At 42.9% G+C, this 26495-nt stretch carries 31 protein-coding genes and 4 riboswitches; of the genes, 30 read left to right on the top strand and 1 reads right to left on the bottom strand.

Annotated elements, in window-relative coordinates; translation table 11 throughout:
* The first annotated feature begins 210 nt into the window (after positions 1-210).
* From ACZ42E_RS07175 to lysA, 14 genes are all read left to right on the top strand, one after another.
* Positions 211-777 (top strand): hypothetical protein, encoded by a 567-nt coding sequence (locus tag ACZ42E_RS07175; RefSeq protein ID WP_464891666.1) that lies wholly within the window; start codon positions 211-213, stop codon positions 775-777.
* A 180-nt stretch (positions 778-957) separates the two neighbouring features.
* Positions 958-1440: a crossover junction endodeoxyribonuclease RuvC gene (gene ruvC / locus ACZ42E_RS07170; RefSeq protein ID WP_464891665.1), complete on the top strand. Its 483-nt coding sequence runs from the start codon at positions 958-960 to the stop codon at positions 1438-1440.
* 13 nt (positions 1441-1453) lie between these two features.
* The gene (gene ruvA / locus ACZ42E_RS07165; protein ID WP_464891664.1) at positions 1454-2059 is read left to right on the top strand and encodes a Holliday junction branch migration protein RuvA; all 606 of its coding nucleotides are present in this window, start codon (positions 1454-1456) and stop codon (positions 2057-2059) included.
* A gap of 21 nt (positions 2060-2080) precedes the next feature.
* Complete coding sequence (ruvB, locus tag ACZ42E_RS07160) at positions 2081-3106, top strand: Holliday junction branch migration DNA helicase RuvB (protein ID WP_464891663.1); 1026 nt, start codon at positions 2081-2083, stop codon at positions 3104-3106.
* A gap of 28 nt (positions 3107-3134) precedes the next feature.
* Positions 3135-3701: an epoxyqueuosine reductase QueH gene (locus ACZ42E_RS07155; protein ID WP_464893504.1), complete on the top strand. Its 567-nt coding sequence runs from the start codon at positions 3135-3137 to the stop codon at positions 3699-3701.
* A gap of 14 nt (positions 3702-3715) precedes the next feature.
* Positions 3716-3952: a DUF2905 domain-containing protein gene (locus tag ACZ42E_RS07150; RefSeq protein ID WP_464891662.1), complete on the top strand. Its 237-nt coding sequence runs from the start codon at positions 3716-3718 to the stop codon at positions 3950-3952.
* Positions 3953-3955: 3 nt separating this feature from the next.
* Positions 3956-5008, top strand: coding sequence for a tRNA preQ1(34) S-adenosylmethionine ribosyltransferase-isomerase QueA (gene queA, locus ACZ42E_RS07145; protein ID WP_464891661.1), 1053 nt, complete (start codon positions 3956-3958; stop codon positions 5006-5008).
* An 18-nt stretch (positions 5009-5026) separates the two neighbouring features.
* Complete coding sequence (tgt, locus tag ACZ42E_RS07140; RefSeq protein ID WP_464891660.1) at positions 5027-6133, top strand: tRNA guanosine(34) transglycosylase Tgt; 1107 nt, start codon at positions 5027-5029, stop codon at positions 6131-6133.
* A 68-nt stretch (positions 6134-6201) separates the two neighbouring features.
* Positions 6202-6471 carry a preprotein translocase subunit YajC gene (gene yajC / locus ACZ42E_RS07135; RefSeq protein WP_464891659.1) on the top strand — a complete coding sequence of 90 codons (270 nt, stop codon included), beginning with the start codon at positions 6202-6204 and terminating at the stop codon, positions 6469-6471.
* Between the two features lies 1 nt (position 6472).
* The gene (locus ACZ42E_RS07130; RefSeq protein WP_464891658.1) at positions 6473-7132 is read left to right on the top strand and encodes an HD domain-containing protein; all 660 of its coding nucleotides are present in this window, start codon (positions 6473-6475) and stop codon (positions 7130-7132) included.
* A gap of 60 nt (positions 7133-7192) precedes the next feature.
* Positions 7193-8395 carry a protein translocase subunit SecD gene (gene secD, locus ACZ42E_RS07125; RefSeq protein WP_464891657.1) on the top strand — a complete coding sequence of 401 codons (1203 nt, stop codon included), beginning with the start codon at positions 7193-7195 and terminating at the stop codon, positions 8393-8395.
* A 13-nt stretch (positions 8396-8408) separates the two neighbouring features.
* On the top strand, positions 8409-9248 hold the full coding sequence (gene secF, locus ACZ42E_RS07120; protein ID WP_464891656.1) for a protein translocase subunit SecF: 840 nt from the start codon (positions 8409-8411) through the stop codon (positions 9246-9248).
* 114 nt (positions 9249-9362) lie between these two features.
* On the top strand, positions 9363-9695 hold the full coding sequence (locus ACZ42E_RS07115; RefSeq protein ID WP_464891655.1) for a LapA family protein: 333 nt from the start codon (positions 9363-9365) through the stop codon (positions 9693-9695).
* Positions 9696-9829: 134 nt separating this feature from the next.
* On the top strand, positions 9830-11143 hold the full coding sequence (gene lysA, locus ACZ42E_RS07110) for a diaminopimelate decarboxylase (RefSeq protein ID WP_464891654.1): 1314 nt from the start codon (positions 9830-9832) through the stop codon (positions 11141-11143).
* Positions 11144-11177: 34 nt separating this feature from the next.
* On the opposite strand, the gene ACZ42E_RS07105 is transcribed toward lysA, so the two are convergent.
* Positions 11178-11684: a DUF2889 domain-containing protein gene (locus tag ACZ42E_RS07105; protein ID WP_464891653.1), complete on the bottom strand. Its 507-nt coding sequence runs from the start codon at positions 11682-11684 to the stop codon at positions 11178-11180.
* Between the two features lie 209 nt (positions 11685-11893).
* On the opposite strand from ACZ42E_RS07105, the gene ACZ42E_RS07100 reads away from it, so the two are divergent.
* From ACZ42E_RS07100 to trxA, 16 genes are all read left to right on the top strand, one after another.
* A complete protein-coding gene (locus ACZ42E_RS07100) occupies positions 11894-14515 on the top strand; it encodes a CBS domain-containing protein (RefSeq protein WP_464891652.1) in 2622 nt (873 codons plus the stop codon).
* Positions 14491-15138, top strand: coding sequence for a site-2 protease family protein (locus ACZ42E_RS07095; RefSeq protein WP_464891651.1), 648 nt, complete (start codon positions 14491-14493; stop codon positions 15136-15138). The genes ACZ42E_RS07100 and ACZ42E_RS07095 overlap by 25 nt, the downstream gene beginning before the upstream one ends.
* Positions 15139-15154: 16 nt before the next feature.
* The gene (locus ACZ42E_RS07090; RefSeq protein ID WP_464891650.1) at positions 15155-15877 is read left to right on the top strand and encodes a segregation and condensation protein A; all 723 of its coding nucleotides are present in this window, start codon (positions 15155-15157) and stop codon (positions 15875-15877) included.
* Complete coding sequence (scpB, locus tag ACZ42E_RS07085; protein WP_464891649.1) at positions 15874-16389, top strand: SMC-Scp complex subunit ScpB; 516 nt, start codon at positions 15874-15876, stop codon at positions 16387-16389. The genes ACZ42E_RS07090 and scpB overlap by 4 nt, the downstream gene beginning before the upstream one ends.
* Positions 16390-16944, top strand: coding sequence for a DnaJ family domain-containing protein (locus ACZ42E_RS07080; protein ID WP_464891648.1), 555 nt, complete (start codon positions 16390-16392; stop codon positions 16942-16944).
* 65 nt (positions 16945-17009) lie between these two features.
* The gene (locus ACZ42E_RS07075) at positions 17010-17576 is read left to right on the top strand and encodes a DUF2953 domain-containing protein (RefSeq protein ID WP_464891647.1); all 567 of its coding nucleotides are present in this window, start codon (positions 17010-17012) and stop codon (positions 17574-17576) included.
* A complete protein-coding gene (gene ytfJ, locus ACZ42E_RS07070; protein WP_464891646.1) occupies positions 17551-17973 on the top strand; it encodes a GerW family sporulation protein in 423 nt (140 codons plus the stop codon). Before ACZ42E_RS07075 ends, ytfJ begins: the two co-directional genes overlap by 26 nt.
* A gap of 94 nt (positions 17974-18067) precedes the next feature.
* Entirely contained in the window at positions 18068-18655 is a 588-nt protein-coding gene (locus ACZ42E_RS07065; RefSeq protein WP_464891645.1) for a nucleoside recognition domain-containing protein, read from the top strand.
* 15 nt (positions 18656-18670) lie between these two features.
* On the top strand, positions 18671-19192 hold the full coding sequence (locus ACZ42E_RS07060) for a spore maturation protein (RefSeq protein WP_464893503.1): 522 nt from the start codon (positions 18671-18673) through the stop codon (positions 19190-19192).
* A 133-nt stretch (positions 19193-19325) separates the two neighbouring features.
* A riboswitch (glycine riboswitch) is annotated at positions 19326-19432 on the top strand.
* Positions 19433-19435: 3 nt separating this feature from the next.
* A riboswitch (glycine riboswitch) is annotated at positions 19436-19508 on the top strand.
* Between the two features lie 381 nt (positions 19509-19889).
* Positions 19890-21722, top strand: coding sequence for an adenine deaminase (locus ACZ42E_RS07055; protein WP_464891644.1), 1833 nt, complete (start codon positions 19890-19892; stop codon positions 21720-21722).
* Positions 21723-21769: 47 nt separating this feature from the next.
* Positions 21770-22513, top strand: coding sequence for a cyclase family protein (locus tag ACZ42E_RS07050; protein WP_464891643.1), 744 nt, complete (start codon positions 21770-21772; stop codon positions 22511-22513).
* A 158-nt stretch (positions 22514-22671) separates the two neighbouring features.
* Complete coding sequence (ftcD, locus tag ACZ42E_RS07045; protein ID WP_464891642.1) at positions 22672-23574, top strand: glutamate formimidoyltransferase; 903 nt, start codon at positions 22672-22674, stop codon at positions 23572-23574.
* A 12-nt stretch (positions 23575-23586) separates the two neighbouring features.
* Positions 23587-24216 carry a cyclodeaminase/cyclohydrolase family protein gene (locus tag ACZ42E_RS07040; RefSeq protein ID WP_464891641.1) on the top strand — a complete coding sequence of 210 codons (630 nt, stop codon included), beginning with the start codon at positions 23587-23589 and terminating at the stop codon, positions 24214-24216.
* Between the two features lie 52 nt (positions 24217-24268).
* Positions 24269-24378: riboswitch (glycine riboswitch) on the top strand.
* A gap of 3 nt (positions 24379-24381) precedes the next feature.
* A riboswitch (glycine riboswitch) is annotated at positions 24382-24457 on the top strand.
* 60 nt (positions 24458-24517) lie between these two features.
* Positions 24518-24904: a GrdX family protein gene (locus tag ACZ42E_RS07035; protein WP_464891640.1), complete on the top strand. Its 387-nt coding sequence runs from the start codon at positions 24518-24520 to the stop codon at positions 24902-24904.
* Between the two features lie 13 nt (positions 24905-24917).
* Entirely contained in the window at positions 24918-26135 is a 1218-nt protein-coding gene (gene trxB / locus ACZ42E_RS07030; protein ID WP_464891639.1) for a thioredoxin-disulfide reductase, read from the top strand.
* An 18-nt stretch (positions 26136-26153) separates the two neighbouring features.
* Positions 26154-26486 (top strand): thioredoxin TrxA, encoded by a 333-nt coding sequence (gene trxA / locus ACZ42E_RS07025; protein ID WP_464891638.1) that lies wholly within the window; start codon positions 26154-26156, stop codon positions 26484-26486.
* The last annotated feature ends 9 nt before the right edge of the window (positions 26487-26495 follow it).

Raw genomic sequence — 26495 nt, 5'->3', positions numbered from 1 at the left:
TTTTCAGAAATTTTAAACAAATTTGACCTTCGTTTGACCTTCATACTTATTTTAAATCATATTTAGGATTTTTATGCAAGTACAATTTTATCCAAAATTTATATTAAAAACCATATAGATACCGAATTTTGACTGTAAAAGGGCAAAATAGTCAGGAAAAGGAGTATATATAGTATTTTTTTGGCAAAAATTTTATATGAGGTGATCGATGTGTATAAAGGATGGCAGGGAGTTTTTTTCCTGGCTATTTTAGGTTTCTTTTTCGGGATTGGTTATTTTTTGGCCAGCTTTTGGTCAGATTTTCCGGATGTTGATAAAGCGAAAAAGCCGGTAATTGAGGTAAAGGAAAAAAGCAATCTAATCAGTGAGGATACCCAGGTAATATATGAAGAAGTCTATACCAGATGCGGTCATGTTATTATATCTGAATTCCCTGAGCGGGATAGCTTAAATGGTAAAACTATAGATGATATAAGCAGTATCTACAGTTCCCGGGAAGGATATGAGATTAAAAAAGACGGGGAAAGTCTGGTTATAAGGCATACAGTTGATGAGTACTGCCCTGCTGAATATGAAAAGAGGAGATTAAAGGAATATAAGGGCTATGTGGCTATATTTAAGGGGCCAAAAGAAGAAGAAGTTTTAGAGAAAGTTACCAATATAAAGATGGGGAATCTTCCTGCTGAAGAACAGGACAAGATAAGGAGAGGGGATTACGAGTTCAGGGATGAAGGGGCTTTACAGGATGCTCTGGAAAATTTTGATGAATATATATAAATTTAAAAGCGAACAAAAGTTTGCGTAAGGATAAGGCAGCAAGAAAGCCTTATCTTTTTTTTATGTGCCAGGAAGGCATTAGAATTGTAAGTATTTTTAAGGTATTATTAAAAATGATTTATATACCTGGAAACGGCTGCAGGAAGTAAATGACAAAAGGATTTTTAGGGGAGAAGGATTATGTTAATTTTAGGTATAGATCCGGGTACGGCAACAACCGGATATGGGCTGATTGAAGTAAAAAAGGGCAAAGAACTCCTGGTTGAGTATGGAGTTATTACAACCTCACCAGATATGGAGATGTCTATGCGGCTTTTTAAAATTCATACCGGTTTAAATGATATTATTGATAAATTTAAACCGGCTGCTGCGGCCGTAGAAGAGATTTTTTACCACCGTAATGCCAAAACAGTTATTACTGTTGCCCAGGCCAGGGGAGTAGCTCTTTGTACACTGGCAGCATCGGGCATTAAAACGGCAGAATATACTCCCCTGCAGGTTAAACAGGCCGTGGCGGGTTATGGAAGTGCTGACAAAAAACAGGTACAGACTATGGTTAAGTATATTTTACAGCTTGACCATGTTCCTAAACCGGATGATGCTGCTGATGCTCTGGCGGTGGCTATTTGCCATGCCCACAACCTGCGGGATAAATATTTATAGCAAGAGGGGTTTTATGATGATTACATTTTTAAGGGGAAGGCTTTTTGCATGTGAGGAAGAAAACATAGTTATCGATGTAGGAGGAGTAGGCTACACTGTTTATGTACATAAGCGAAGTTTTTTGGAAATGCCTGCTATAGGTGAAGAAATCTTTATATATACCTGTATGCAGGTTATGGAAAATGAATTCAGGCTGTATGGGTTTTTATATAAGGAAGAACAGGAGCTTTTTAAAAAGCTTATTATGGTTTCCGGAATGGGGGCTAAAAGTGCCTTGAGTATCCTGGGGGCAACCGAACCTGCTGTCTTTTACCAGGCAGTAATCAATGGAGACGAGAAGTTTTTGACCAGCCTCCCAGGCATAGGAAAGAAAACAGCCCAGAGGCTGATATTTGAACTTAAAGAAAAATTGCTGCAGGCTAGAATGACTTCTCCTGCCGGAGAAAAAGGGGAAAAAACCGGGGAACTTATAGAAGTTCTGGAAGCACTGGGCTATAAAAGAAATGAGTTTTATCCTATCCTGGCGGAACTGAATCGTGAAAATAGGCTGCAGGGCAGTATTGAAGAAAACCTTAAAATTGTTTTGCGCATGCTGGGACGGGAAAAGAAAGGGTTTTAAACAGAAAAAGGAGGTGCTATTTTGGCAGATGAAAGGATTATATCACCTCATTTGTTAGCAGAGGATGAAGGGACTGACTTATCCATAAGGCCGTTAACTTTAAAGGATTATATAGGACAGGAAAGGGTAAAGGAAAATATAAGTGTATTTATTTCTGCTGCCCGCGAGCGGAAAGAATGTCTGGATCATGTTCTCTTAAGCGGTCCGCCTGGATTGGGAAAAACTACCCTGGCTACTATAATTGCCTGTGAAACGGGAAAACCTATAAGAAAAACCTCCGGCCCGGCTATTGAGAGGCCGGGAGATCTGGCAGCTATACTTACCAATCTGGAACCGGGAGAGATACTTTTTATCGATGAAATACACCGCTTAAACCGCAGTGTGGAAGAGATTCTGTATCCGGCTATGGAGGATTTTGCTCTGGATATCGTTATCGGCAAAGGGCCGGCCGCCAGAACTTTAAGGCTTGACTTGCCCCCTTTTACCCTTATTGGAGCTACTACGCGCCCAGGCCTTTTAACTTCTCCCCTGCGGGATCGTTTTGGCATTCAATGCCGGCTTGATTTTTACGATATAGAAGATCTGGTTTCCATAATCAAGCGAGCGGCCGGGATATTGAATATAAAGATTGAAGAAGACGGTGCCCGGGAGATTGCTAAAAGGGCGCGGGGAACCCCCCGTATCGCCAACCGGCTTTTGCGAAGGGTTCGTGATTATGCCATGGTTAAGGGAGATGGCGTAATTGACTGTAAAATTGCCCGTCTGGCTTTGGATATGATGGAGATAGACGAATGGGGACTTGATGTTTTGGATCGCATGATACTGGAGACTATAATTGTAAAGTTTAACGGGGGGCCAGTGGGGCTTGAGACACTGGCTGCCGCTGTTTCCGAAGAAGCAGATACCATAACGGATGTTTATGAACCTTATTTGCTCAAATTAGGCTTGATTCAAAAAACGCCGCGCGGTAGAATTGCTACTGAACGTGCTTACCGGCATCTGGGTTATGATGCCAGGAATGGTGAAAGCGGCAGTCTGTTTGAGTGATGGATTAATTTTAAAGCTGGTGGTAATAATGGCTAAAGTATTGCTGCATATATGCTGTGGCCCCTGTGCTATTTACCCTCTGGATGTGCTGCGGGAACAGGGACATAATGTTATGGGGTATTTTTACAACCCCAATATTCATCCGTATACTGAGTATATAAAGCGGAAGGAAGCGCTGGAGAAGTTTGCCCAAATAGCTGGTTTAAAAGTTATTTATGATGAAAAATATGACTTTGCCGATTTTTTGCGAAATGCTTCCTACCGTGAGGCCAGGCGCTGTTTGATGTGCTATGAGATGCGGCTGAATCAGGCTGCTCATATAGCTAAAAAAGGCAAGTTTGATTATTTTACGACTACCCTTCTGGTCAGCAAATACCAGAAACATGAGCTTATTAGTGAGGTAGGAAAAGCAGTCGGAGAGAGATATGGAATACCTTTCCTTTACTATGATTTCCGGGAAGGGTTTTCTAAAGGGGTGGAAAGATCCAGGGAAATGGGGATTTATCGCCAGCAGTACTGCGGATGCATTTACAGTGAAGTGGAAAGATATGCTCCCCGGGATGTGTTGAAAGGTGTTTATAAATCAGATGATTAGAAGAGGAGGGGGAGATGGTGAATCTTATGGAAAGCATGGCCAGAATTTTTATCGGCTTAGGTTTGCTTCTGCTTTTTGTCGGACTGGTATTCCTGTTGTTGTCCAAACTGGGCAGCAATATTTCTCTATTCAGGCTGCCGGGGGACATTTATATAAAAAAAGAAAATTTCACTTTTTATTTTCCGATAACTACTTTTTTGCTGCTCAGCCTTTTTTTAACCCTGATTGCAAATCTTATATTCAGGAGATGAAGTATGCAGGAAAAGAAGGATATTTATAACTTAAAAAGCTATGAATATCATCTGCCGGAAGAACTGATAGCTAAATTCCCGGCAGAACCAAGGGATTCTTCCCGCCTTCTTGTACTTGATAGAAGGACAGGAGCTGTGGAAGATAGGATTTTTCGTGACATAATAGAATATCTGGAGAGCGGGGATACTTTAGTTATAAACCAGACAAAAGTAATTCCTGCCCGCCTTCATGGATACAAAGAAAGTGGGGCCAAAGTGGAAATACTGCTGCTTAAGAAGCAGGGAGAATTCTGGGAATGCCTGGTAAGGCCGGCTAAGCGGCTTAAACCGGGTCATATAGTTTTTTTTGGTGAGGACATACCGGTTACCGCTGAAATAGTTGAGATAACCGAAACAGAAGGAGGCCGGCTTATAAGGTTTAATAACTGCCCGGATGACTATGAATTTATTGACAAAATGGGGGAAATGCCCCTTCCGCCGTATATAAAAAGAAAGGCGGAAGAGAGAGACAAAAGCCGCTACCAGACGGTTTATGCCCGGGAAGCAGGTTCAGCGGCTGCGCCTACTGCCGGCCTTCATTTTACCGAAAGACTTCTGGATGATTTGAAAGCTAAAGGGGTAAATATTGCCAGTATTGTTCTGCATGTAGGCCTGGGGACTTTTCGCCCGGTAGCCTGTGAAGACATAAGGAAACATAAAATGCACCGCGAATGGTATTGCATTGATAAAGAAACGGCTGACCTGTTGAACAGTACCAGAAAGGCAGGCCGAAGCATTGTTGCAGTAGGGACTACAGTGGTAAGAACTCTGGAAACAGTATATAATGATGATTATGGATTTCGGGAAGAAAGCGGAGAAACGGAAAAGTATATATATCCAGGCTATCAGTTTAAGGCAATAGACAAACTTATTACCAATTTTCATCTGCCTGGTTCATCCCTTATTATGCTGGTGGCTGCTTTTGCCGGCTATGAAAATACTATGGCCGCCTATAACCATGCGGTGGCTCACAGATACCGCTTTTTCAGCTATGGAGATGCCATGTTTATAAAATAGAGAGTACTGGAGGAGTTTATGCTTAAGTTTAAGGTTGTAAAAAAAGATGCTGCTTCTTTTGCCCGTCTGGGGGAACTGGAGACTGCACACTGGAAATGTGTGACTCCTATATTCATGCCGGTAGGCACCCAGGCTACGGTAAAAACCCTTACTCCGGAAGACCTTTATGAAATTGGGGCTGACATTATATTATCGAATACCTACCATCTTTATCTAAGGCCGGGAGAAGCCTTGATAGAGAAGGCAGGAGGCCTGCACAAGTTTATGAACTGGAAAAGGGGAATACTTACTGACAGCGGCGGTTTTCAGGTTTTCAGCTTGAGCAAGCTGCGCAAGATAACTGATGAAGGGGTTTACTTCAGCTCACACATAGATGGCTCGCGGCATTTTTTAACTCCAGAGAAGGTTATGGATATTGAACAAAAATTAGGTGCTGATATTGCTATGTGTTTTGATGAATGTGCCCCTTATCCCTGTACTTATGAATATGCAAAAGAGGCTTTGCGGCGCACCAGCCTGTGGGCTAAAATCTGCAAAGAATCTCACAAACGCGAGGACCAGGCTTTGTTTGGCATTGTGCAGGGGAGTATTTTTGACGATCTCCGCAAAAAGAGTGCCGAGGATATTGTTTCCCTTGATTTTCCCGGTTATGCGGTAGGAGGTTTAAGCGTAGGGGAACCAAAGCCTGAGATGTATCGCATACTGGAACTTACCCATACGCTGCTGCCTGAAGACAAGCCTCGCTATTTGATGGGGGTGGGGGCTCCGGAAGATCTGGTAGAGGGAGTAAAAAGAGGGATAGACATGTTTGACTGTGTTCTTCCTACCCGGCTGGCAAGGCATGGTACGGTCTTTACCCATCAAGGCAAAATTACTGTGCGCAATGCTGGCTTTGCGGAAGATTTTAATCCCATTGACCCGGAATGCGACTGTTATGTGTGTAAAAATTACAGCCGGGCTTATATAAGGCATTTGATAAAAGCAGAAGAGATGCTGGCACACAGGCTGCTTTCTTATCACAATATTTATTTCCTGGTAAAACTGATGGAAAATATGAGAAAGGCCATAGCGGAGGAAAGGTTTGGAGAATTTTACGATAATTTCTTCCGGCAGTATAAGTTTTAATAAAAGGGATTTTAAATTTTTTATCGAATTATAAATGAGTTTTGAAAAAATAAGGAGGATTAGAGAGAATGGGTACCAATGAAATTTTAACCTTAATTATCTATTTTGGAGCATTTATTGCTATTTTTTATCTTTTTATTATCTGGCCGCGCAAAAAGCAGGAGAAAAAGCACAGCGAACTTCTGGCCAGTTTAAGGAAGGGGGATAAGGTAGTAACGATAGGCGGGATAAAAGGAGAGATTGCCAGGGTAAAAGATGAAACTTTTATAGTAAGGGTTAATGATAACACGGAAATTGAGTTTTTAAAGAAAGCGATTGCTTACAAGGTAGAGGATTAGTATGGTGACTCTGAAAGATGTAAAGGAAAATCCTTTGGTAAAGGCTTTTATAAAAAAAGGTAATGAACATCTGGGACAAATGGGTTATACTGATCATGGTTTTGTACATGTTTCTCTGGTTGCCAGCTTGAGCCGGGAGATAATGCTAAAGCTTGGTTATGATGAACGTACGGCAGAATTGGCAGGTATTGCAGGTTATATGCATGATCTGGGAAATGTGGTAAACAGGAATGGACACAGCCAGAGCGGTGCTCTTATAGCCATGGAGATATTGCGCCGTATGGGGATGGATCCGGCAGAAGTTGCAGTAATTGGGGCAGCGATTGGCAACCATGATGAGGGGAGCGGTCATCCGGTAAATGAAGTGGCAGCTGCTCTGATCCTTGCTGACAAGTCGCATGTTCACCGCAACCGGGTGCGCAATACTGATGTATCTACTTTTGATATTCATGACCGGGTAAATTATGCAGTGCAGGAATCAGGACTTCTGGTAAGGGAAAAAGAAAAGATTATCACTATGAAGCTTGCCATAGATACCAGCATATGCCCGGTTATGGAGTATTTCGAAATATTCTTAAGCCGCATGCTTATGTGCAGGCGGGCTGCTGATTTTCTGGGCTGCAAATTTGAACTGATAATCAATGGGGCCAAGCTTTTGTAAAAATTATTAAGTTTTAGCCTGGGCTTAAGCCGGGCTTTTTAGTGGGAAGGAGGAAAAAAGGTGAAAAAAGGTACCAGTATTTTGATAATAGCTATTATTATCGCTGCTTTAGCAACCGCTGCTTATTACCTGTATGAACCGATTAAAAAGAATATCAAATTAGGACTGGATTTAAGGGGAGGACTTCGCGTAGTTCTGGAGGCAGAAGAGACCGAAGGGCAGAAAATAACCCCTGATACTATCCAGAAAGCTTTAGGGATACTCCGCAACCGTGTAGACAGTTTAGGGGTAAAGGAGACTAACCTGTTTCCCCAGGGAGACAGAAGGATAGTAATTGAGATTGCGGGAGAGAAAGATCCGGAAGCTGCTGTTGATCTTTTGAAGACTACTTCCCAGCTTGAATTCTGGGATGAACAGGGAAATGTTTTGCTAACCGGAAAAAACCTCAAAGATGCACAGGCTACTGTTGATCCCCAGAAAGGTGCCATGGTGCAGCTGGAATTTGATAAAGAGGGGACCAAGCTTTTTGCCAAGGCTACCCAGGAAAATTTGGGAAGGCATATTGCCATCGTAATTGATAATAAAGTGATAAGCGCACCGGTCGTAAGGGATGTTATAACTACCGGACAGGCAGTTATCGAAGGGGATTTTACGGCCAAAGAAGCGCAGGATTTGGCTGTGCTTTTGCGCTCTGGAGCCCTCCCGGTTTCTTTTAAGGTAATGGAAAAAAGGTCTATTGGGCCTACTCTGGGTGCTGATTCCCTGGAAAAAAGCATAAAAGCGGGAATTGTTGGCATTATAGCCGTTTTGATTTTCATGCTTGGGTATTACAGGCTGCCGGGACTTATTGCTGATATTTCCCTGGTTTTATATGCTTTAATTGTTCTGGGGGTTATGTGGGGATTAGGTTCAGTACTGACACTGCCTGGCATTGCCGGTTTTGCCCTTTCGATTGGCATGGCAGTTGATGCCAATATAATCATATATGAGAGGATAAAAGAAGAGCTGAGGGTCGGCAAAACTCTGCTGGCTGCCATTGAAGCCGGTTTTAAACGCGCGTTCTGGACGATATTCGACGCTAATATAACTACCTTGATAACGGCTCTGGTTCTCATGTATTTTGGCACCGGGCCTATTAAAGGATTTGCTGTTACCCTTTCCATAGGAATAATAGCCAGCATGCTGGTAGCATTGATCTTTACCCGCTATATGCTTGTTCTCTTTGCCAATATAACCAAAAACACCAAATTATACGGAGTTTAAAGGGGGGATATAGATGCAGATAGTACAGAGAAGAAAGATTTTCTATGTTATTTCCCTGCTCATAATTATTCCGGGCCTTATATCGCTCTTCATGCAGGGGCTAAATCTGGGAATAGATTTTACCGGAGGCTCTATACTGCATATAAAGCTGGAAGAGAAAGTAACCGCCGGCGAAGTGCGCTCAGTATTAAGCCAGTTTGACCTGGGAAGGGCGGAAGTGCAGAAAAGCGGAAGTGAATTTTATATCCGCACTAAAGAACTGAGCCAGGAAGAAACAAAAGAGCTTATGAAGGCTTTAGGAGACAAGTTCGGCAAAGTGGAATTTTTAAGTGCTGAGAGTGTAGGGCCGGTTATCGGAAAAGAGCTTACCCGCAATGCCGTTTTAGCTCTGCTTATCGCAGGAGTTTTGATGCTTATTTATATAACTATAAGGTTTGAATTTCATTTTGGTATTGCAGCGATTGTCGCCATTATCCACAATGTGCTTGTGGTGCTGGGGCTTTTCTCGCTTTTCCAGTGGGAAGTAAACAGCTCATTTATAGCCGCCATACTTACGGTTATAGGTTATTCTATAAACGATACGATCGTTATTTTTGACCGTATTCGTGAAAACCTAAGCTTCAAGCTTAAGGAAGATCGCATGACGCTGATAAACCGCAGTATCATGCAGACTCTCAATCGTTCTATCAATACAGTTTTGACTTCAGCTTTTACTTTGCTTGCTCTTTTGGCCTTTGGCGGTGCAACCATAAAAATATTTGTCCTGGCCATGCTTATAGGTTTTATAAGCGGAGCCTACTCATCTATCTTCATTGCCAGCCCTATATGGTATGAGCTTAAAGCCAGGGCTTAGTTTGATAAAAAGGAGGGTATTTCCCTCCTTTTTATTTTGGGGAAAAGATATTGGCAAAAAAGAAGATGAGGTTTAAAATAAACACAGAAAAAGACAAAAAACGGGGGCGAAGGTATGCAGGGATATCTTATCGGTGCACTGGTTTTTATTTTGGGAGTAGCTATTTTTGTTTTCCAGAATACAGCTGAGGTTACGGTGCATTTTTTGAGCTGGACTTCCCCCAGGGTTTCGCTGGCGGTAGTAGTTTTGATTGCAGCTCTGTCTGGTGCAGTTATAACTTTTCTCATCGACAGTTTTCGCCAGTTCAAGATTGCCCGTAAGATTAAAGAATTAACCCAGGAGAACCGCAAGCTGCAAAAGCAGATAAAAAGTTTATCTGGAGGGGATAATGATAAAGAAAAACAAGCTAAAGGCAAGGCTTCAGAAAATGTAAATCAGCCAAAATAGCATCTGGTAAACCAGGGAATTAAGTCCCTGGTTTTTTATGTATGCTGTATATTTATGCAGGCTGATTGACCCCTGCCGGTTTATAATGTTAAAATAACGAAGATTTTACTCAGTTTGTGAAGGAGGCTGGGAATTTGTATTTGACTGGCACGATGAAGATAAATGAAAAAGGACATTTAGAAATAGGTGGAATAGATGCAGTTGAACTGGTAAAGGAATTCAAGACCCCTCTATGGGTTATAGATGAGCAGGGATTTAGGGAAAACTGCCGTAAGTTCAGGGAAGCTTTTGCTGAATATGGGGAATCTCTGGTTATATATGCCAGTAAGTCCCTTAGCTGCCTTGCTCTGGTAAAAATTGCGGAAGAAGAAGGACTGGGGCTGGATGTGGTATCAGGGGGCGAGATTTTCACCGCTCTTAAAGCAGGATTCCCCATGGATAAGGTTTTTTTCCACGGCAATAACAAAAGCCGGGAAGAGCTTTTTATGGCGGTAGAAACCGGGGTAGGGCGTATTGTAGTAGATAATTTCTATGAACTTGAACTTTTAAACCGCGTATGCTCAGAAATAGGCAAAAAACAGGATATAATGCTGCGCATAACCCCGGGCGTGGAAGCTCACACCCATGAATATATAAAAACAGGCCAGATAGATTCCAAGTTTGGGTTTACGCTTCCTGATGGGCAGGCTTTGGAAGGGGTAAAAGCAGCCCTTGACTGCCGCTGGCTTAATCTGAAAGGACTGCACTGCCATATTGGTTCCCAGATTTTTGAAATGGCATCGTTTCGTCATGCGACTGCTGTAATGATGGATTTTTATGGAATGCTGAAAAAAGAGTTCGGTTTGGAACTGGAAGAATTAGATATGGGCGGCGGGTTTGGCATTTTTTATTATAAAGGTGATGAACCGTGCGATCCTAAAGAGTGGGCAGAGGCAGTTATGATTACGGTCAGGGAGAAGGCAGCTGAATATGGAATTAGAGTGCCTAAAGTAATAGTGGAGCCGGGAAGGGCTATATCAGGACCGGCGGGCATCACTCTCTATACGGTTGGTTCAAGCAAAGAAGTTAAGGGGATAAGAAAGTATGTAGCCGTTGATGGAGGTATGGGGGATAATCCGCGCCCTGCCCTGTATGGCTCAAAGTATACGGCTATTTTGGCCAATAAGGCTGATAAGCCGGCCGCCGAAAAGGTTTCTATCGCCGGCAAGTGCTGTGAATCAGGGGATATGCTTATCTGGGATATAGAACTGCCAGAGGTAGAGCCGGGAGATATTTTGGCGGTTTTTGCTACCGGTGCCTATAATTATGCTATGTCCAGCAATTACAACCGGCTTCCCCGGCCGGCCATGGTGCTGGTAAATGAGGGAAGAGCTGATGTAATCGTAAAAAGGGAAACTTATGAAGATATTATACGCAATGATGTTTTGCCTGAACGTTTGAGAAAATAGAAATGCGGGGCTTTTTCCCGCATTTTTGTTTTTTTTATATAGCCTGCTGTTTTTTACCATGGCTTTCACATTTGTGCAGCAGCTCAAGGGCTTTAGTTTCTGCATCTGGCTGGGCAAAAAATATACATTTGTCTTTATAGATAGAGCTGAATACTGCCCACCGTGCTTTGTAGTCTTCTTCATCCACCCACTCCGGCATTTCGCGCGAAGCAGCCTGGATAGCTGCCTTTACCGATCCTAAAACCAGTTCACCTACATGTATGCAGCCACCTTCATTCATTACCTTTGCTTTTACCACATTATAAAAACCAGGGCCTACCTGCTGGCCGATGAGGTTTTTTATGCTCTGTACCCCCTGCGAGCAGATGGAAAAAGGAATTTTTTCCGCTTCTATTTCCGCTTCTATGATTTTATTTGTTTTATATTCAAATACGATTCGGCTTTTTAAGCAGTGGATGTCATCCTGCCAGCAGCCTTTGACTTCATAACCTTTGTGGGGTATGACTTTTACGGTATATTTTTCAGATTTTTCGTACATCATTCCACTCTCCTTTACTGCTTTTATCAGCCTATTATAAAAAGGGGGATTCAGGAAAGCAAATAAACAATATTTATGATGTCATTATTTTTTGTTTTTATTATTCCTTATTATGGGATAAATGATTTAAATTTAAGGTTTGATACCTAAATTTAAAATTAAGGCTTAATTTATGGTATAATGCAGGTAATCATTGGGATGGGGGAGTAAAGGTGGATATAATCACTTCACACAATGCGCTGGATTTCGATGGTTTGGCAGCTATGGTGGCAGCCAACAAACTTTATCCTTCAGCTCATAAAGTTCTGGCCGGGACTTTATCTAAAAATGTGAAAAAATTTATGGCGATTTATAGGGATTCTCTGCTGGTGAAGAGCCCCAGGGAGATAAATTTTGATGAAGTAAAAAGGCTTATTGTGGTTGACACAGCCAACCCCAACCGTTTGGGACAGCTTAAGGATTTGGCCTTGCAGGGCGGAATAGAGATACATGTATATGACCATCATCCGGTTATGATGGATGACCTGAAGGGGGAAATCGCGGAAACACATGAGGTAGGAGCGGCTACCACTATTCTGGTGGAAAAACTGATAGAAGCAGGGATTGATATAACTCCCTTTGAGGCCACTATTCTGGCTTTAGGCATATATGAAGACACAGGCAGCCTGCTTTTTAAATCCACTACCTGGCGGGATGCCTATGCAGTCGCTTATCTTCTGCAAAAAGGGGCTAACCTGTCGGTAATAGCTAATTTTATGGAATTTTCTTTTTCAGAAGAACAAAAAGGGCTTATGCAGGACCTTTTGCAAAATATTAAGCATTTAAACATAGGCCATACAGATATAGCGGTTGCATGTGCCTCAAGAAAAGATTTTATTCCTGGGCTTGACCTGGTGACTTACCGGCTTATGGAAGTTGAGAATAGTGAGGCTGTTTTTACCCTGGTGCTGATGGAAGGAAAGGTTAACATTGTGGGAAGGAGCCGTACCGATGCGGTTAAGGTAAATGAGGTTTTAGCGGAGTTTGGTGGCAGAGGGCATGAAAAAGCAGCATCGACAGTGATTAAGGGTAAAAGTATTGAAGAAATGCTTGCCTTGCTGGAAAAAAAGTTAAGAGAATGTGTGGTTCCCGGAATTACTGCCCGGGATATAATGTCTACTCCGGTCAAGACGGTTCCTTTGCATTTTACCATGGAAGAGGCCGGCAGGGTGATGCTGCGCTATGGCCATACCGGTATGCCGGTAGTAGATGGGGATAAGATGGTGGGGGTTATATCAAGGCGCGATGTTGATAAGGCAAGAATGCACAATTTGGGGCATGCCCCGGTTAAGGCCTTTATGAGCACTGCTGTTGAAGCAGTGTCTCCTGATACCCCGCTAAGCCAAATCCAGAAGATAATGGTGGAAAAGGATATAGGGCGGCTGCCTGTTGTAGAAGAGGGCAGGCTGGTAGGCATAGTTTCCCGGACCGATATACTTCGTACTCTGCATGGAAACGATTATCCTGAAGACCACATGATATTGTACAAGCCGGGAGGATATGAGTATTTTAACGTAAAAGAACTGCTGGAAAAGAGGATGCCGCGCGATATACTGCAGCTGTTAAAAACGGCAGGAGAACTGGCGGAAGAACTAGGTTACCAGGTTTACTGTGTTGGCGGTTTTGTTCGGGATTTACTGCTTTCTTATCCCAATTTCGATATCGACCTGGTAGTGGAAGGGGAAGGAGAAAATCTGGCCCTTAAGCTGGCAGAAAGATTAGGAGGAAGAGCCAGGGTCCATAAACGTTTTGGTACGGCAGTCGTGGTAATAAATGATGATTTTAAGATAGATGTGGCTACTGCCCGTACTGAATATTATGAATTTCCGGCTGCCTTGCCCAAAGTTGAAAAATCCTCCCTTAAAGAAGATTTATACCGCAGGGATTTTACGATAAATACTCTGGCCATTGCCCTTAATCCGGACAGATATGGTGAGCTTATCGATTATTTTGGAGGCAGGCATGATTTAGAACAAAAATATATAAGGATTTTGTATAATTTGAGTTTCATCGAAGATCCTACCCGCATAATGCGGGCAATAAGGTTTGAAAAGCGATATAATTTTACGATTGAACCTGATACCTTGCGGCTGGGCAAAGACGCTATCAGCCGCCGTATGCTGGGAAAACTTTCTGATAAAAGGATTTTTAATGAACTGGTAATAATCCTGAGTGAGCCCGATCCCTTGCCTGCCTTGAAGAGAATGATGGAGATTGGGGTTTGGCCGTATGTTCTGCCTGAAGTAGACCTGGATGCGGTGAATGAAGGTTTGCTGCGGCGTATTCCCGCGGTTGCTGCCTGGTTTAAGGAAAGGTACCATGTTCTCGATATACGAAGCTGGCTTATATATATGGGGGCTATTTTATCGTTTGCTCCCCCGGAGAGCAGAGCAGATGTTGTTAACCGTTATCCTTTCGACAAACAGGCAGTTAAGGCAATAAGGGAAATAGAAAGAGCGCGTGAAGTTATAGAGGAAATTAAAAATTGGCAGGAGATAAAACCGAGCAGGATTGACGGGGTAATTGGAGAGTGGGAACAGGAAAGCAAGATTTATCTGCTACTGTGTGTGCAGGATGAAAACATGTGGGAAAAAATAGTAGAATATATAGATAGCAAGGAGAAAACCTTCCTGGAGATAAATGGAAACGACCTTAAGGCTTTGGGTTTGAAGCCGGGTCCGGTCTATAAAAAGATACTTGACAGGCTTTATCTTATGAAACTGGATGGAATGGTAAGCGATAAAGATGATGAAATTGAAATGGTCAAAGAATGGATAAAGGAGCGTTGTATATGAATGTACCTTCTATTATTGAGATGATAACCTGGCTTCCGGCTATCTTGATTGCTTTAACTTTTCATGAATATGCTCATGGCCAGGTGGCAGACTGGCTGGGAGATAATACCCCTTATTACCAGGGACGCCTTACCCTCAATCCTTTAGCTCATATCGACTGGCTGGGGTTTTTTATGCTCATGGTTTTTAAATTCGGCTGGGCTAAACCGGTGCTGGTAAATCCTTATAATTTCAAAAATGTAGGTGTAAAAAAAGGAATGATGCTGGTTTCTTTAGCCGGGCCAGGTATGAACATACTGCTTGCTCTGGCTGGCATGCTGGCCTATAAGTTTTTGCTGCCTTTTGAGGGAGCAGAATGGGGTATATATGCCATAAGGCTTATAGAGCCTCTTATATGGATCAATCTTATTTTGGCTGCTTTCAACCTTATACCGGTACCCCCGCTGGATGGAGCCAAGATTTTGGCTGGTATTTTGCCGGATTCCGGGGCAAGAGTGATTTATTCTATGGAACAGTATGGCTTTCTTATTCTTCTGGTGCTTATTTTTACCGGGGCTACTTCAGCCATCATATGGCCACTGGTTAAAATAATTTACGGCTTTTTGCATCTTTTAGTATTTTAAAATTGAGGGATAGCTTATGGGTTATGTGGTTGATTTGGAAGTTTTCCACGGGCCTCTGGATCTTCTGCTTTACTTGATTGAGAAAAATGAAATAGATATATATGATATACCGGTAGCCCGGATAAGTGACCAGTATATAGAATATCTAAAAAAAGAAGATAGGATAAATATGGAAAGCCTGGGCGATTTTTTGCTTATGGCCTCCTATCTCCTGCAGCTTAAATCGAAGATGCTCCTTCCACGGGTATCTTTTGACGAAGAAGAAGGGGAAGAGGAGGCAGATCCAAGGGCAGACTTGGTAAAAAGCCTTCTGGAATACCGCAGGTATAAGAAGGCTGCTCTTTGGCTAGAAGCCAGGCAGGAAGGAGATATAAGAAGGGTATTTTTCCGGGAATCTCATTATGAAGTGACATTTGTTGAAGAATTGACAGTTGATACCAGAGACTTGATAAAAGCCTATAAAGCTGTTATTAGCAGGCTGCCTGAGGTGGAGGAAGGGTATGAAGTTCCAGTCGGTGATATAAATGTAGCAGAAAAAATGGAGGAAATTTTGGCTAAACTTGCAAAAAAGAAGGAGATTATTTTTCAGGAACTGTTCCATGGTATAAAATGGAGAAGAGAAGCCCTGGCTCTTTTTTTGGCTTTGCTTGAACTTATTCGTCTGGGGAAGGTTATGGCCTGTCAGGAGGCTCAGGAGATGCCGATAAAAATATTTTTGCGGGTGGAAGAAGGCTTATGATTATGCGTGATCAGATTAAAGCGGCCATCGAGGCAGTTTTATTTGTAAGGGCAGAAAAGATGAGTATAGATGAGCTGGCTGGGATTCTAAATATTGTGAAAGATGACCTTATAGTCATACTGGATGAACTTGTGCAGGAATATAATGAAGATATAAAAAGGGGTATACAGATAGTTGTTGACCAGAATGAAGTTTTTATGTGTACCAAAAAAGAATATTCAGATATTCTGGCGCGTATAAGCCGCACAGTCAAGAAAAAGCTTTCCAGGGCAGCTGTGGAGACCCTGGCCATAATTGCCTACAAACAGCCGGTAACCAGGGCAGAGATTGAAAAAATACGGGGAGTAAAGGTGGATAAGATTATATCCAGCCTGCTGGAGAAAGAGCTTATTGCTGAGGCTGGATATAAAGATGTACCGGGCAGGCCGGTTTTATATGTGACTACTGATGAATTCCTGAAACTTTTTGGCTTGTCAAGCCTTAAAGAACTGCCGGAGTTAGAGGGGGAATAGATGATGAGTGAAAGATCCTATGAAGAAGAAGTAAAAATTAAGGCAGAAAAGGCAAGGCCTTTGGCCAGGTATATGAGCAGCACCCAGGATTTGGTGGAAATGCAGATAGAAAAAGCGATGGCCAGGGGTGAATTTGATAACCTTAAAGGAGCGGGCAAACCTATCAAGTTTTATGAAAATCCTTTTGAACCTCCCGAACTGCGCATGGTTTTCAAGATACTTAAAGATAATAATTTCGCTCCTTACTGGATTGAACTGGGGAAAGAAATTGATGCCGATTTTGAAAAACTTAACCGGGAAGTTGAATATTTTAAAAAATATATACACATGTTCTTCAGCCAGAAGAGAAGCAGTCAGGCCTATAAAAATTTCGAAAAGAAAAAGGCGCATTTTTATTATGAAAGCCGCCTGGCTTTGGAACGTATAAGCAAAAAGATTGTTGACTATAATCTGCATTGCCCTACTTTCCGGGAAACCAGGGCCAATATAGTGGTAGATGATGAAATGTACAAAATAATAACAGCTATTGAAAAAGAAATCGAAAATTTAAAATAACGGCTGATGTATAACTCTTTTTAAAATATGGAAACTATTATGAAAAACAGGAGAATTAGCTAATTATGTGGGTTATATGCATCAGCCTTCTTGTTTTTCTGGCCTTGCTTGCACCTTTGAGAATAAAGGTATCTGTCAAAATAAGATTGGAAGATGAAAAAGCAAGGGTGAGTTTGCAGTTCTGCTGGGGCAGATTATGCATGAATAGCTTTACTCACAGATTGGATATAGAAAGTATTGAAAAAATCCTGCGGGAAAAAAAGTGGCTGAAGAACCGGGAAGGCTTAAATGTAGGAGATATTAGAAAAATATACCAAAAAATGTTAAGGGGAATTTTTATCGAAAGGTTTGCCTGGAAAACGACTCTGGGATTAAACAATGCTGCCTATACAGCTTTAGCGGCAGGTGTTTTGTGGATTGTAAAAGGGGTATTTTTAAGTTTTTTGAGCAGCCAAACCAGGATAAAAAAGATTTATGTTTCTGTTTATCCTGATTTTATGTTCCAGGATAAAAACTCAGAGCTTCTTTGTATAGTACGGACGGCAACCGTACATATTATTCTCATAGGAATATATATATTTTACTTGAAAATCAGGAGGTTTAGGTATGGAACAGAAAGAAACCGGCAATAACCCTCATCCTATTGAAGGATTGATGAAAACTGCCATGCAGAGCATAAAGGAAATGGTGGATGTCAATACGGTAGTAGGTGATGCCGTGGAAACCAATGATGGTACGGTTATAATTCCGGTTTCCCAGGTGGCTACAGGTTTTGTAGCCGGGGGAGGGGAATATGAACTGTCAGATGGGAAAAAAGGTGATAGCCTTCCGTTTGCAGGAGGAAGTGGAGCTGGGGTGTCGGTTAAGCCAATAGGTTTTTTGGTAGTTAGAATGAATGATGTGCGTTTGATGTCTGTAAGTGGAAATCCTCTGGCAGAAAGGATTGTAGATTTAGCCCCCCAGTTTATTGAAAAAATGGAAAGCCTCATAAAAGAGAAAAATAAGGGAAATGAAACAAAAATGCAGTAAGAGTGTCCAGAACAGTTCAAAAACTTTGAACTGTTCTATTTTTTATGGAAATTTCATAACCTTCTAGCAGGAATTTTTGCTGGGAGGGTGGGTAATGCTCAATATAATATGGCTTGTGCTCCTTGCAAGCGGGATTGTTACAGCAGCTTTTAATGGGAATATAGAAGTTGTGACAGAAGCAGCGCTGGGAGCAGCTAAAGGAGCAGTTGAAGTATGTTTTGATTTAGTGGGAGTTATGGCGTTATGGCTGGGAATAATGAAGATTGCGGAAAAAGCCGGTTTGGTAGAAAGTTTGGCCAGGGTAATGAAACCTTTGACCGTAAGGTTGTTTCCAAGCGTTCCTCCGGAACATCCAGCTATGGGGGCTATAATATTGAATTTGAGTGCTAACATGTTGGGTTTAGGCAATGCGGCTACCCCTTTTGGCATGAAAGCTATGCAGGAACTGCAGAAGTTAAATAATAACTCAAAAGAAGCCTCGGAAGCTATGTGTACGTTTTTGGCTCTTAACACTTCCTGTATAACATTGATTCCAGCCACGATTATTGGAGTCAGGCTGTCTTTTGGTTCCAGCAATCCTGCTGAAATTGTAGGGCCCTGCATTTTTGCTACGGCTTTTTCCATGCTTATAGCTGTTTCCCTTGATTACTGGTTCAGGAAGAGGATGGGGAGGATAAGATAGGTGCTTTTTGAAGTCATGAATATAATATCCAGATGGGCTATTCCTTTTTTGCTTTTTACCATTCCGGTTTATGGCCTTATAAAAAAAGTTCCGGTTTATGAAACCTTTGTGGAAGGTGCTGAAGAAGGCTTTACCACTGCTGTAAAAATAATTCCTTTTTTGGTGGGCATGATGGTTGCCATTTCGGTTTTTAGAGCTTCGGGAGCCATGGAATATTTGAGCAGTATTTTAGATCCGCTTACTTCCAAACTGGGGGCACCTTCTGAAATTTTGCCTCTGGCTATTATGCGCCCTCTTTCTGGCAGCGGGGTGTTAGGAATGGCAACTGAACTTATGCGCGTATATGGGCCAGATTCTTTTATTGGCCGCTTGGCTTCTGTGATGCAGGGAACAACCGATACTACGTTTTTTGTTTTGACTGTTTACTTTGGCTCTGTGGGTATTAAAAAATACAGATATTCGATTATTACAGGATTATCTGCTGATATAAGCGGATTTATCGCGGCTTTATATATATGCAATTTATTATACAGATAACCTTTATTTATAAATAGTTTGTGCTATTGACATGTTAAGGTGAGAAGGATATATTAAAATTGGTTTTGCGATAAAAATCACAAACTTTAAGTTAAGTAATAATGTCTGTTTTATAAAAATAGTATATATGCAGATGAAGGAAAAGGGAGAATGGGCTTGTCCCATACCGAAGGAGCAAGCTAAGCATGAATGTGCCTGATGTTTAGCGAAACTCTCAGGTAAAAGGACCGTATCCTGATGCAGCTCTGGAAAGTCTTAAAAGACGCCGAAGGAGCAAGCTGTTAAAAAGCGAATCTCTCAGGCCCATAAGACAGAGTAAAGGCATGGAGGATGTCTTATACTCTGTCTTTTTATTTTGCCTGGCTGCTTTAGATGCATAAGGCAATAAAACATATTTATGGTGAGCATTGTAAAGTAAAATCGTGGAAGTATTGAATTATATAATCCACTTAAGATAGACTGAAAACGTAGGGAATTTTGTTAATAAAATGTTAAGAAATAATTAAAAAAAGATTAAATTATGTAAAATATTTTCCAAAAAATACATATTACAGGCAAATTTCGCAGTTTGATGTGCTGTACAGAAATTTGGCGACAGCGGGAATAAAACAGGAGTTTTTAGGCAGAATAAATGTGAGATCAATTGTGGTCTAAAAAGTTTTTCTATGTTTACTAAACGTGAAGGAGGAAAGTTTATATGTCCGGTGAAATGAGCCTCAACATCAAAGACTTAAAACTGGTATCCGAGAGGCAGAAGCTGGTAGATGTATTGATGGATCCCAACCAGTATGCCGAAAAAGTTTTAAAAGGCGGAAAAGTGGTAAACGTAATTACCCGGGAGATTTATGAAGCAGATGTAGCTATCCACGGGGAATACATCTTAATGGTAGGGGACTGCTCTTCCCTTATCGGACCGAACACTGAAGTATATGACATGAAGGGCAAATATATATGCCCTGGATTTATCGATTCCCATATGCACTTTGAGAGTGCCATGCTCACCATCACTGAATTTTCCAGATTGTCCATACCTACCGGAACAACCTGTTTAATATCTGACCCGCATGAAATAGGGAACGTATTGGGCCCCATGGGAATAAAGGCTATGTGTGAAGAAGCAGCCTTAATGCCCCAGCATGTATTTTCCAGAGTACCGGCCTTAACCCCTGATTCACCTGGCCTGGAGACTGCAGGCTACAACATAACCTCCAAAGACCTGCCGGAAATGCTTAACTATCCGACCGTATCCGGGATAGGGGAAACCCAGGGAGTAAGCGCTGCCAAAGATGTATACAAACACAATCCGGCTGTATTCAGGGATACCATAGTATCAACTGTATATGCAAAAAGCCTGGGCAAAAAAGTGGACGGCAACGCGCCGGAACTCTTTGGGCCGCACCTGGCAGCACACATCATAGCAGGCGGAACCGATGTATCCTGTCATGAAACCACCACCAAAGAAGAAATGATGGAAAAACTGCGCTATGGTGTATATGTGCTGATGAGAGAAGGTTCAACCCAGAGGAACATGCCGGAATGCATAAGGGCCATAACCGAGGAAGGCATGGACTCCCGCCGTGCGATACTGGCAACCGACGACATGCTGGCCGAAGACATAGCCAAATACGGGCACATGAACGACATCATAAGAAGGACCATCAAACAGGGAGTAGACCCGGTAGAAGCCATCCAGATGGCCACCATCAACCCGGCAACCTGGCACGGCCTTGATGAACTGGGAGTACTGGCACCCGGCAAGCTTGCAGATATAGCCGTAATCGAAGGCAAACTGGAAGACATGAACGTATCCGAAGTATTCCTGAAAGGGCAGCTGGTAGCCAAAGACGGAAAACTGTTAATAGATCTTCCCAGGTACACCTATCCTGACTATGTAAAACACTCCGTAAAGAGAGCGCCGGTAAAACCGGAAGAACTCAAAGTAAAATGCGACAAAGAAGGCAAAGTAACCGTAAGGTGCATAGGGCTGATAGTAGACCAGAACCTGACTGATGCAGTAGAGGCAGAAATGGTAGCCGAAGGAGGCTATGTAAAACCGGACCTTCAGAATGACCTTCTGCCGATAGCGGTAGTAGGGAGACATGGACAGCCTGATATAGGAGCCACCTTTGTCAAAGGATTTGGCTTAACCTCCGGGGCTATAGCCGAGACCGTATCCCACGACACCCACAACATAATAGTAATGGGAACCAACTATGAAGATATGGCACTGGCTGTAAACCGGATAATAGAATTGCAGGGAGGATTAGTATTAGCCAAGGACGGAAAAGTGATCGGGGAGCTGCCGTTAAGGATAGGGGGCTTAATGACTGATGAGCATACTGCAGAAGAGCTCACAGAGATCATGAGCAACCTGACCCGGATGGCAGCAGAAGAACTTGGCTGCAAGGTACATGCACCGTTTATGCACCTGGCATTCCTCTCCCTGTCTACCAGCCCGAAATGGAAGATAACCGACAAGGGAGTAATTGATGCCAACAACTACTGTGTAATCCCGACTATCAAAGAGTAATTTCTAAAGTCGAGTTTAAGCGACAAAGGAAGGAGTGTTTTTAAAAAATGCGGAAGATTGAAATCGACCCCCGGAATTTTAACCAGCAATACGAGATTATTGATTTATCGCAGCCTATTTACCAGGGAATGCCGCTCTTCCCCATCCATCAGAAGACCTTTATCATGGTGAACCAGACCCACGAAGAGAACCAGAAGGCGACCGGTTCTCCGACCCTTGGATTCTCAGCCCGTAATCTGCTCCTCAGCGAGCATGCGGGGACTCATGTTGATGCGGTTTGGGAATACGAACCTAATGGGCCAACGATTGACCAGATGGGATTCGAATTCTTCATCGGTGATGCCATCTGCGTAGACCTGAGGCATGTACAATACCCCAAATATATTGAACCGGAGGATATTCAAGAAGCTCTGGACAAGGCTGGACTCGAGATCCGCAAGGGCGACATTTTTATAATGTGGACGGGCCATTACGATCGCCACTACCCGACCAAGGAATATGCTGAAGGGCCGTACACTGGTGTGTCCGAAAGGGCAGCTGTATGGCTGGCGGAGCAGGGTGTCGTCAATATTGGTATCGATGCTCCGGCCATCGACCTGACTCCGGACGATCTCAACTTCTCGGGTCACTGGGTATGCGGCCGGTACGGTATAACCAACAGCGAGCACTACTGCAATCTGGACAAGGTAGCAGGCAAGCGGTTTATATACATCGGTCTGCCGCTCAAAATCAAGGATGGGTCCGGTTCTCCCATCCGGGCTATTGCTCTTCTGCCCAAAAATCAGAAATAAGCTGTCTTTGGACCATGGGTTAGAAAAAGTAGCTTGTCAGCAACAATTAGAAGCTGCAGTTTTTATGGAAAAAGAGGATGAAGAATAAGTAAAAAACAGGGATTAAGGCTTAAGTCCTTAATCCCTGATAGAAATAAAATGCAAGGAGGAGACCTTAATTGAAGAAGTATATTCATGCCGTACCTAATTTCAGCGAAGGAAGGCGCATGGAAGTAGTAGAAGCGATTGTGGCACCCTTAAAAGGGGTACCGGGAGTAAAGCTTATTGACTACTATCCGGATTATGACTTTAACCGCACCGTAGTAGAAGTGATAGGAGAGCCGGAACCTTTAAAAGAAGCTCTTTTGCAGATGGCCGGCAAAGCCTATGAACTTATCAATATGGAGGAACAGCAGGGAAGCCATCCGCGCATAGGGGCCCAGGATACTATTCCCATCTTCCCCCTGGCCAACATAACCCTGGAAGAGTGCGTACAGCTGGCAGAAGAGATTGGACAGGAAATATACAACCGCTATAAAGTGCCGGTATATTTCAGCGGCGAAAACGCCCGCAATGAACAGAGAAAAGACCTGGCTTTCATAAGAAAAGGGCAGTATGAAGGATTAAAAGAGGTAGCCCATACCCCGGAAAGGGCGCCGGACATTGGGCCTGCCGCTCTGCATCCGACAGCGGGGGCAACTATTGTCAGTGCAGCCATGAGAGGGCTTACCGCAGTAAACATAATCCTGAACACCGACAATTTAGAAATAGCCAAGACCATAGCCAAGATGATGAGAGGTCCGTCTGGCGGATTCTCCACCGTACGCGCGGTAGGATTCCGTCTGGAAGACAGGAATCAGGTGGCAGTATCCATGAACATGTTCGATACCGATGCTACACCGATATACAGAGCCCTGGAAGTAGTAAAATTCGAAGCAGCCAGATATGGCCTGGAAGTAGTAGGAACCCAGATAGTAGGGACTGTACACCTGGATGCCCTGCTTAACTGTGTGGAATACTACCTGCGGCTGGTAGACTGGGACCGCAAGCAGATTATTGAAAATCACCTGATTGGGCTGTAAGGGGGAAGAGGAATGTTAGTAGAAATGAAAGTAAAAGAATTTATAGCTGAACTGGCTTCAGACTCTCCAGCTCCTGGTGGTGGAAGTGTATCGGCAGTATCAGGAGCCTTAGCAGCAGGACTTGTTGCCATGGTATGTCGCTTGACTATTGGCAAAAAAGGATATGAAGAAGTACAGAGCGAAATGGAGCAGGCTCTTGCTAAAGCTGAGGCTTTACATCAAAAATTGACCCAGCTGGTTGATGATGATACTAATGCCTTTAATGAAGTAATGGCAGCTTTCAAAATGCCAAAAGAAACTGAAGAAGAAAAAGAAGCGAGAAAAGCTGCTATTCAGGAAGCTTATAAAAAAGCAGCGGATGTACCTTATACCATTGCTAAAACCTGTCTGGAAGTTTTGACTTTGGCTGAAGGTATTGTAAATAAAGTCAATACTAATGCTATAAGCGATATCGGGGTTGCTTCCCTGGCAGCTCATACCGGACTGGAAGGAGCAGTAATGAATGTAAAGATAAATCTGCCTTCCATCAAGGATGAAGCATATGTAAATAATAGAAAGAAAGAAATTGAGGAGTTTTTAAAGCAAGGCGGCGCGAGCAAGGACAAAATTTATCAAGCAGTATGCAAGATGTTAGAAGCGTAAATTAATGAGAACGGCTTTTATTGAGATCGGGTTTAAAAATTAATAATTTCGGATGACAGAAGCGAGAGAATTAAGGTGAAATCCTTATACCGAAGGAGCAAGCCAGATATACTGCATCCGGTATCTGGTGAAACTCTCAGGTCGGCGTATCGCTTCTGGACGAAACTCTGGAGAGTCGTAAGACACCGAAGGAGCAAGCCTTATTCTTAATAGGGCGAATCTCTCAGGTTAGGGAACAGAGGACAAGGATCACCTATAAAGTCTTCTGTTCCTTTTTTAAGTCATTTTTGGAGGAATTTTTATGTATCGGGACGAGGTTTTAATAATAACTAACAACCCGATGGTTAAAAATATAGATAAGTATGAAATATGCTGGGTGGAAGGAACCTCACAGGCTGTTTATTATACGGCTTTAAATTTTGTTGGTACGGGACACAAGCTGCTTTCCCATCCTTTGGCGGGCAGTATTAAGCCTAACCAGAATCCGTATCGTTCGATTGTAGTGAGCAAAAAACAGGGATTGCCGGATGAAAATGATTTAAAGATTATAAATCATGCGCTGGAAAAAGTTGAGGTTATGGCTGCCGAGGCTACTCGTCCTGATTTAAAAGTAAACTATGCTGAAGATTTTCAGCTGGTTGATAAAGAACTGCTTTTAAATGCATTGGATTCATTACTTGAAAGGTAGGTGACCTAAAAATATGGAGAATGTATATGATCTTCTGGTATTAGGTGGAGGGCCGGCAGGACTTTCTGCTGCCATGTATGGAGCAAGAGGAAGATTAAAAACCGCCATAATTGAAAAAGGACGTCCTGGTGGACAGGCTGCCACCACTTCCGAACTTGAGAACTATCCTGGATTTGGACGGGGAACAACCGGACCCGGACTTACGGAAGCCATGCTCAACCATGCTTTAGATTTCGGAGCTGAACTTATAAAAGACACTATTGTTTCCCTGGACCTCAAATCCAATCCTAAAAAGGTAGTAGGGAGAAAAGGGGAATATTACGGAAAAGCAGTTGTTTACGCTTTAGGCGCAGTGCCCAGAATGCTGAATGTGCCTGGCGAAGGGAAACTTCGGGGTAAAGGCGTAAGCTACTGCGCAACCTGTGATGCTGACCTTTTCGAAGAACTGGATGTAGTAGTGGTAGGCAGCGGGGATGCTGCAGTGGAAGAAGCTGAGTACCTTACCAAATTTGCTGAGAATGTAACGGTTATAGTAATTCATGAAGAAGGCAAAGTAGATGCCAACAAAGTATCAGCCGAGAGAGCCTTTAAGAACCCCAAGATTAAATGGATATGGAACTCAACCGTAAAATCCATAAATGGGGATGAACTGGTAGAAAGCGTAACTTTAAAGAACATCAAGACCGGAGAAGAAACCGAATATCCGACGAACGGGGTATTCATCTTCATAGGTACCCAGCCCATGAGTGAGCTGGTAAAAGACCAGTTAGAGCTCAATGCCCAGGGATATATCATAACCGATGAAAAGATGGCAACCAACATAGAAGGAGTATTTGCAGCAGGAGATGTAAGAGCCAAATATTTAAGGCAGGTAGTAACAGCTGCAGCAGATGGAGCAATAGCAGCGGTAGCGGCCGAGAAGTATGTGCATGAAACCGATTTGTGGGAAAAAGAAGTGTTAAAGGCCGAAAAGCCTGTACTGGTAGCTTACTACAACCCGACCGATATGGAAGGAACCGAAAAGATAGGGATAGTGGACCAGTTTGTAAGAGAGAACAACGACAAGCTGTCGCTGGTAAAAGTGGACGCTACCCGTAATGAGCTGGTAGAAAGGCGTTATGGCATAGACAAGAACAGGCTGCCTTTGGTGCATCTCTTTGTAAATGGGGAGATCAAGGCAGAGACTTATGATTTAAGCGTAGAAGGCTTAAAAGCGATAACCAATCTATAAAAAAGGAGGAGTGAAGAGATGAGTGCCAAGCTTCTGGAAGTAGATAAGGACAACTTTGAACAGGAAGTGTTAAATGCTGAAGGGGTAGTAATGGTAGACTGGTGGGGCCCCAAATGTGAGAAGTGCCTTGAGCTCATGCCGTATGTAGAAGAACTGGCTGAGAAATACCAGGGCAGGATGAAATTCTGTTCCTGCAACACCCAGGGGAACAGGAGGCTGGCGATAAGCCAGAAGGTATTGGGACTGCCGGCTATGCTCTTCTATAAGAATGGAGAAAAGATAGATGAGCTTTCCGGTCAGGATATTACCCCGGAAGATATAGAAGAAAAGATTAAAAAGTATGTTGAATAGTCTGGAGGG

The sequence above is a fragment of the Thermosyntropha tengcongensis genome, from assembly GCF_055381335.1.
Note: the sequence above shows the minus strand (reverse complement) of the source record. Positions and strands in the feature narration are given on the sequence as shown.

Excerpts from the sequence above, each read along its gene's own strand:
- ruvC (WP_464891665.1), top strand. The coding sequence starts at position 958 with ATGTTAATTTTAGGTATAGATCCGGGTACGGCAACAACCGGATATGGG.
- ruvA (WP_464891664.1), top strand. The coding sequence starts at position 1,454 with ATGATGATTACATTTTTAAGGGGAAGGCTTTTTGCATGTGAGGAAGAA.
- ACZ42E_RS07155 (WP_464893504.1), top strand. The coding sequence starts at position 3,135 with ATGGCTAAAGTATTGCTGCATATATGCTGTGGCCCCTGTGCTATTTAC.
- ACZ42E_RS07150 (WP_464891662.1), top strand. The coding sequence starts at position 3,716 with ATGGTGAATCTTATGGAAAGCATGGCCAGAATTTTTATCGGCTTAGGT.
- queA (WP_464891661.1), top strand. The coding sequence starts at position 3,956 with ATGCAGGAAAAGAAGGATATTTATAACTTAAAAAGCTATGAATATCAT.
- tgt (WP_464891660.1), top strand. The coding sequence starts at position 5,027 with ATGCTTAAGTTTAAGGTTGTAAAAAAAGATGCTGCTTCTTTTGCCCGT.
- yajC (WP_464891659.1), top strand. The coding sequence starts at position 6,202 with ATGGGTACCAATGAAATTTTAACCTTAATTATCTATTTTGGAGCATTT.
- ACZ42E_RS07130 (WP_464891658.1), top strand. The coding sequence starts at position 6,473 with ATGGTGACTCTGAAAGATGTAAAGGAAAATCCTTTGGTAAAGGCTTTT.
- secF (WP_464891656.1), top strand. The coding sequence starts at position 8,409 with ATGCAGATAGTACAGAGAAGAAAGATTTTCTATGTTATTTCCCTGCTC.
- ACZ42E_RS07115 (WP_464891655.1), top strand. The coding sequence starts at position 9,363 with ATGCAGGGATATCTTATCGGTGCACTGGTTTTTATTTTGGGAGTAGCT.
- ACZ42E_RS07105 (WP_464891653.1), bottom strand. The coding sequence starts at position 11,684 with ATGATGTACGAAAAATCTGAAAAATATACCGTAAAAGTCATACCCCAC.
- ACZ42E_RS07095 (WP_464891651.1), top strand. The coding sequence starts at position 14,491 with ATGGATAAAGGAGCGTTGTATATGAATGTACCTTCTATTATTGAGATG.
- ACZ42E_RS07090 (WP_464891650.1), top strand. The coding sequence starts at position 15,155 with ATGGGTTATGTGGTTGATTTGGAAGTTTTCCACGGGCCTCTGGATCTT.
- scpB (WP_464891649.1), top strand. The coding sequence starts at position 15,874 with ATGATTATGCGTGATCAGATTAAAGCGGCCATCGAGGCAGTTTTATTT.
- ACZ42E_RS07080 (WP_464891648.1), top strand. The coding sequence starts at position 16,390 with ATGATGAGTGAAAGATCCTATGAAGAAGAAGTAAAAATTAAGGCAGAA.
- ACZ42E_RS07075 (WP_464891647.1), top strand. The coding sequence starts at position 17,010 with ATGTGGGTTATATGCATCAGCCTTCTTGTTTTTCTGGCCTTGCTTGCA.
- ytfJ (WP_464891646.1), top strand. The coding sequence starts at position 17,551 with ATGGAACAGAAAGAAACCGGCAATAACCCTCATCCTATTGAAGGATTG.
- ACZ42E_RS07065 (WP_464891645.1), top strand. The coding sequence starts at position 18,068 with ATGCTCAATATAATATGGCTTGTGCTCCTTGCAAGCGGGATTGTTACA.
- ACZ42E_RS07060 (WP_464893503.1), top strand. The coding sequence starts at position 18,671 with ATGAATATAATATCCAGATGGGCTATTCCTTTTTTGCTTTTTACCATT.
- ACZ42E_RS07055 (WP_464891644.1), top strand. The coding sequence starts at position 19,890 with ATGTCCGGTGAAATGAGCCTCAACATCAAAGACTTAAAACTGGTATCC.
- ACZ42E_RS07050 (WP_464891643.1), top strand. The coding sequence starts at position 21,770 with ATGCGGAAGATTGAAATCGACCCCCGGAATTTTAACCAGCAATACGAG.
- ACZ42E_RS07040 (WP_464891641.1), top strand. The coding sequence starts at position 23,587 with ATGTTAGTAGAAATGAAAGTAAAAGAATTTATAGCTGAACTGGCTTCA.
- ACZ42E_RS07035 (WP_464891640.1), top strand. The coding sequence starts at position 24,518 with ATGTATCGGGACGAGGTTTTAATAATAACTAACAACCCGATGGTTAAA.
- trxB (WP_464891639.1), top strand. The coding sequence starts at position 24,918 with ATGGAGAATGTATATGATCTTCTGGTATTAGGTGGAGGGCCGGCAGGA.
- trxA (WP_464891638.1), top strand. The coding sequence starts at position 26,154 with ATGAGTGCCAAGCTTCTGGAAGTAGATAAGGACAACTTTGAACAGGAA.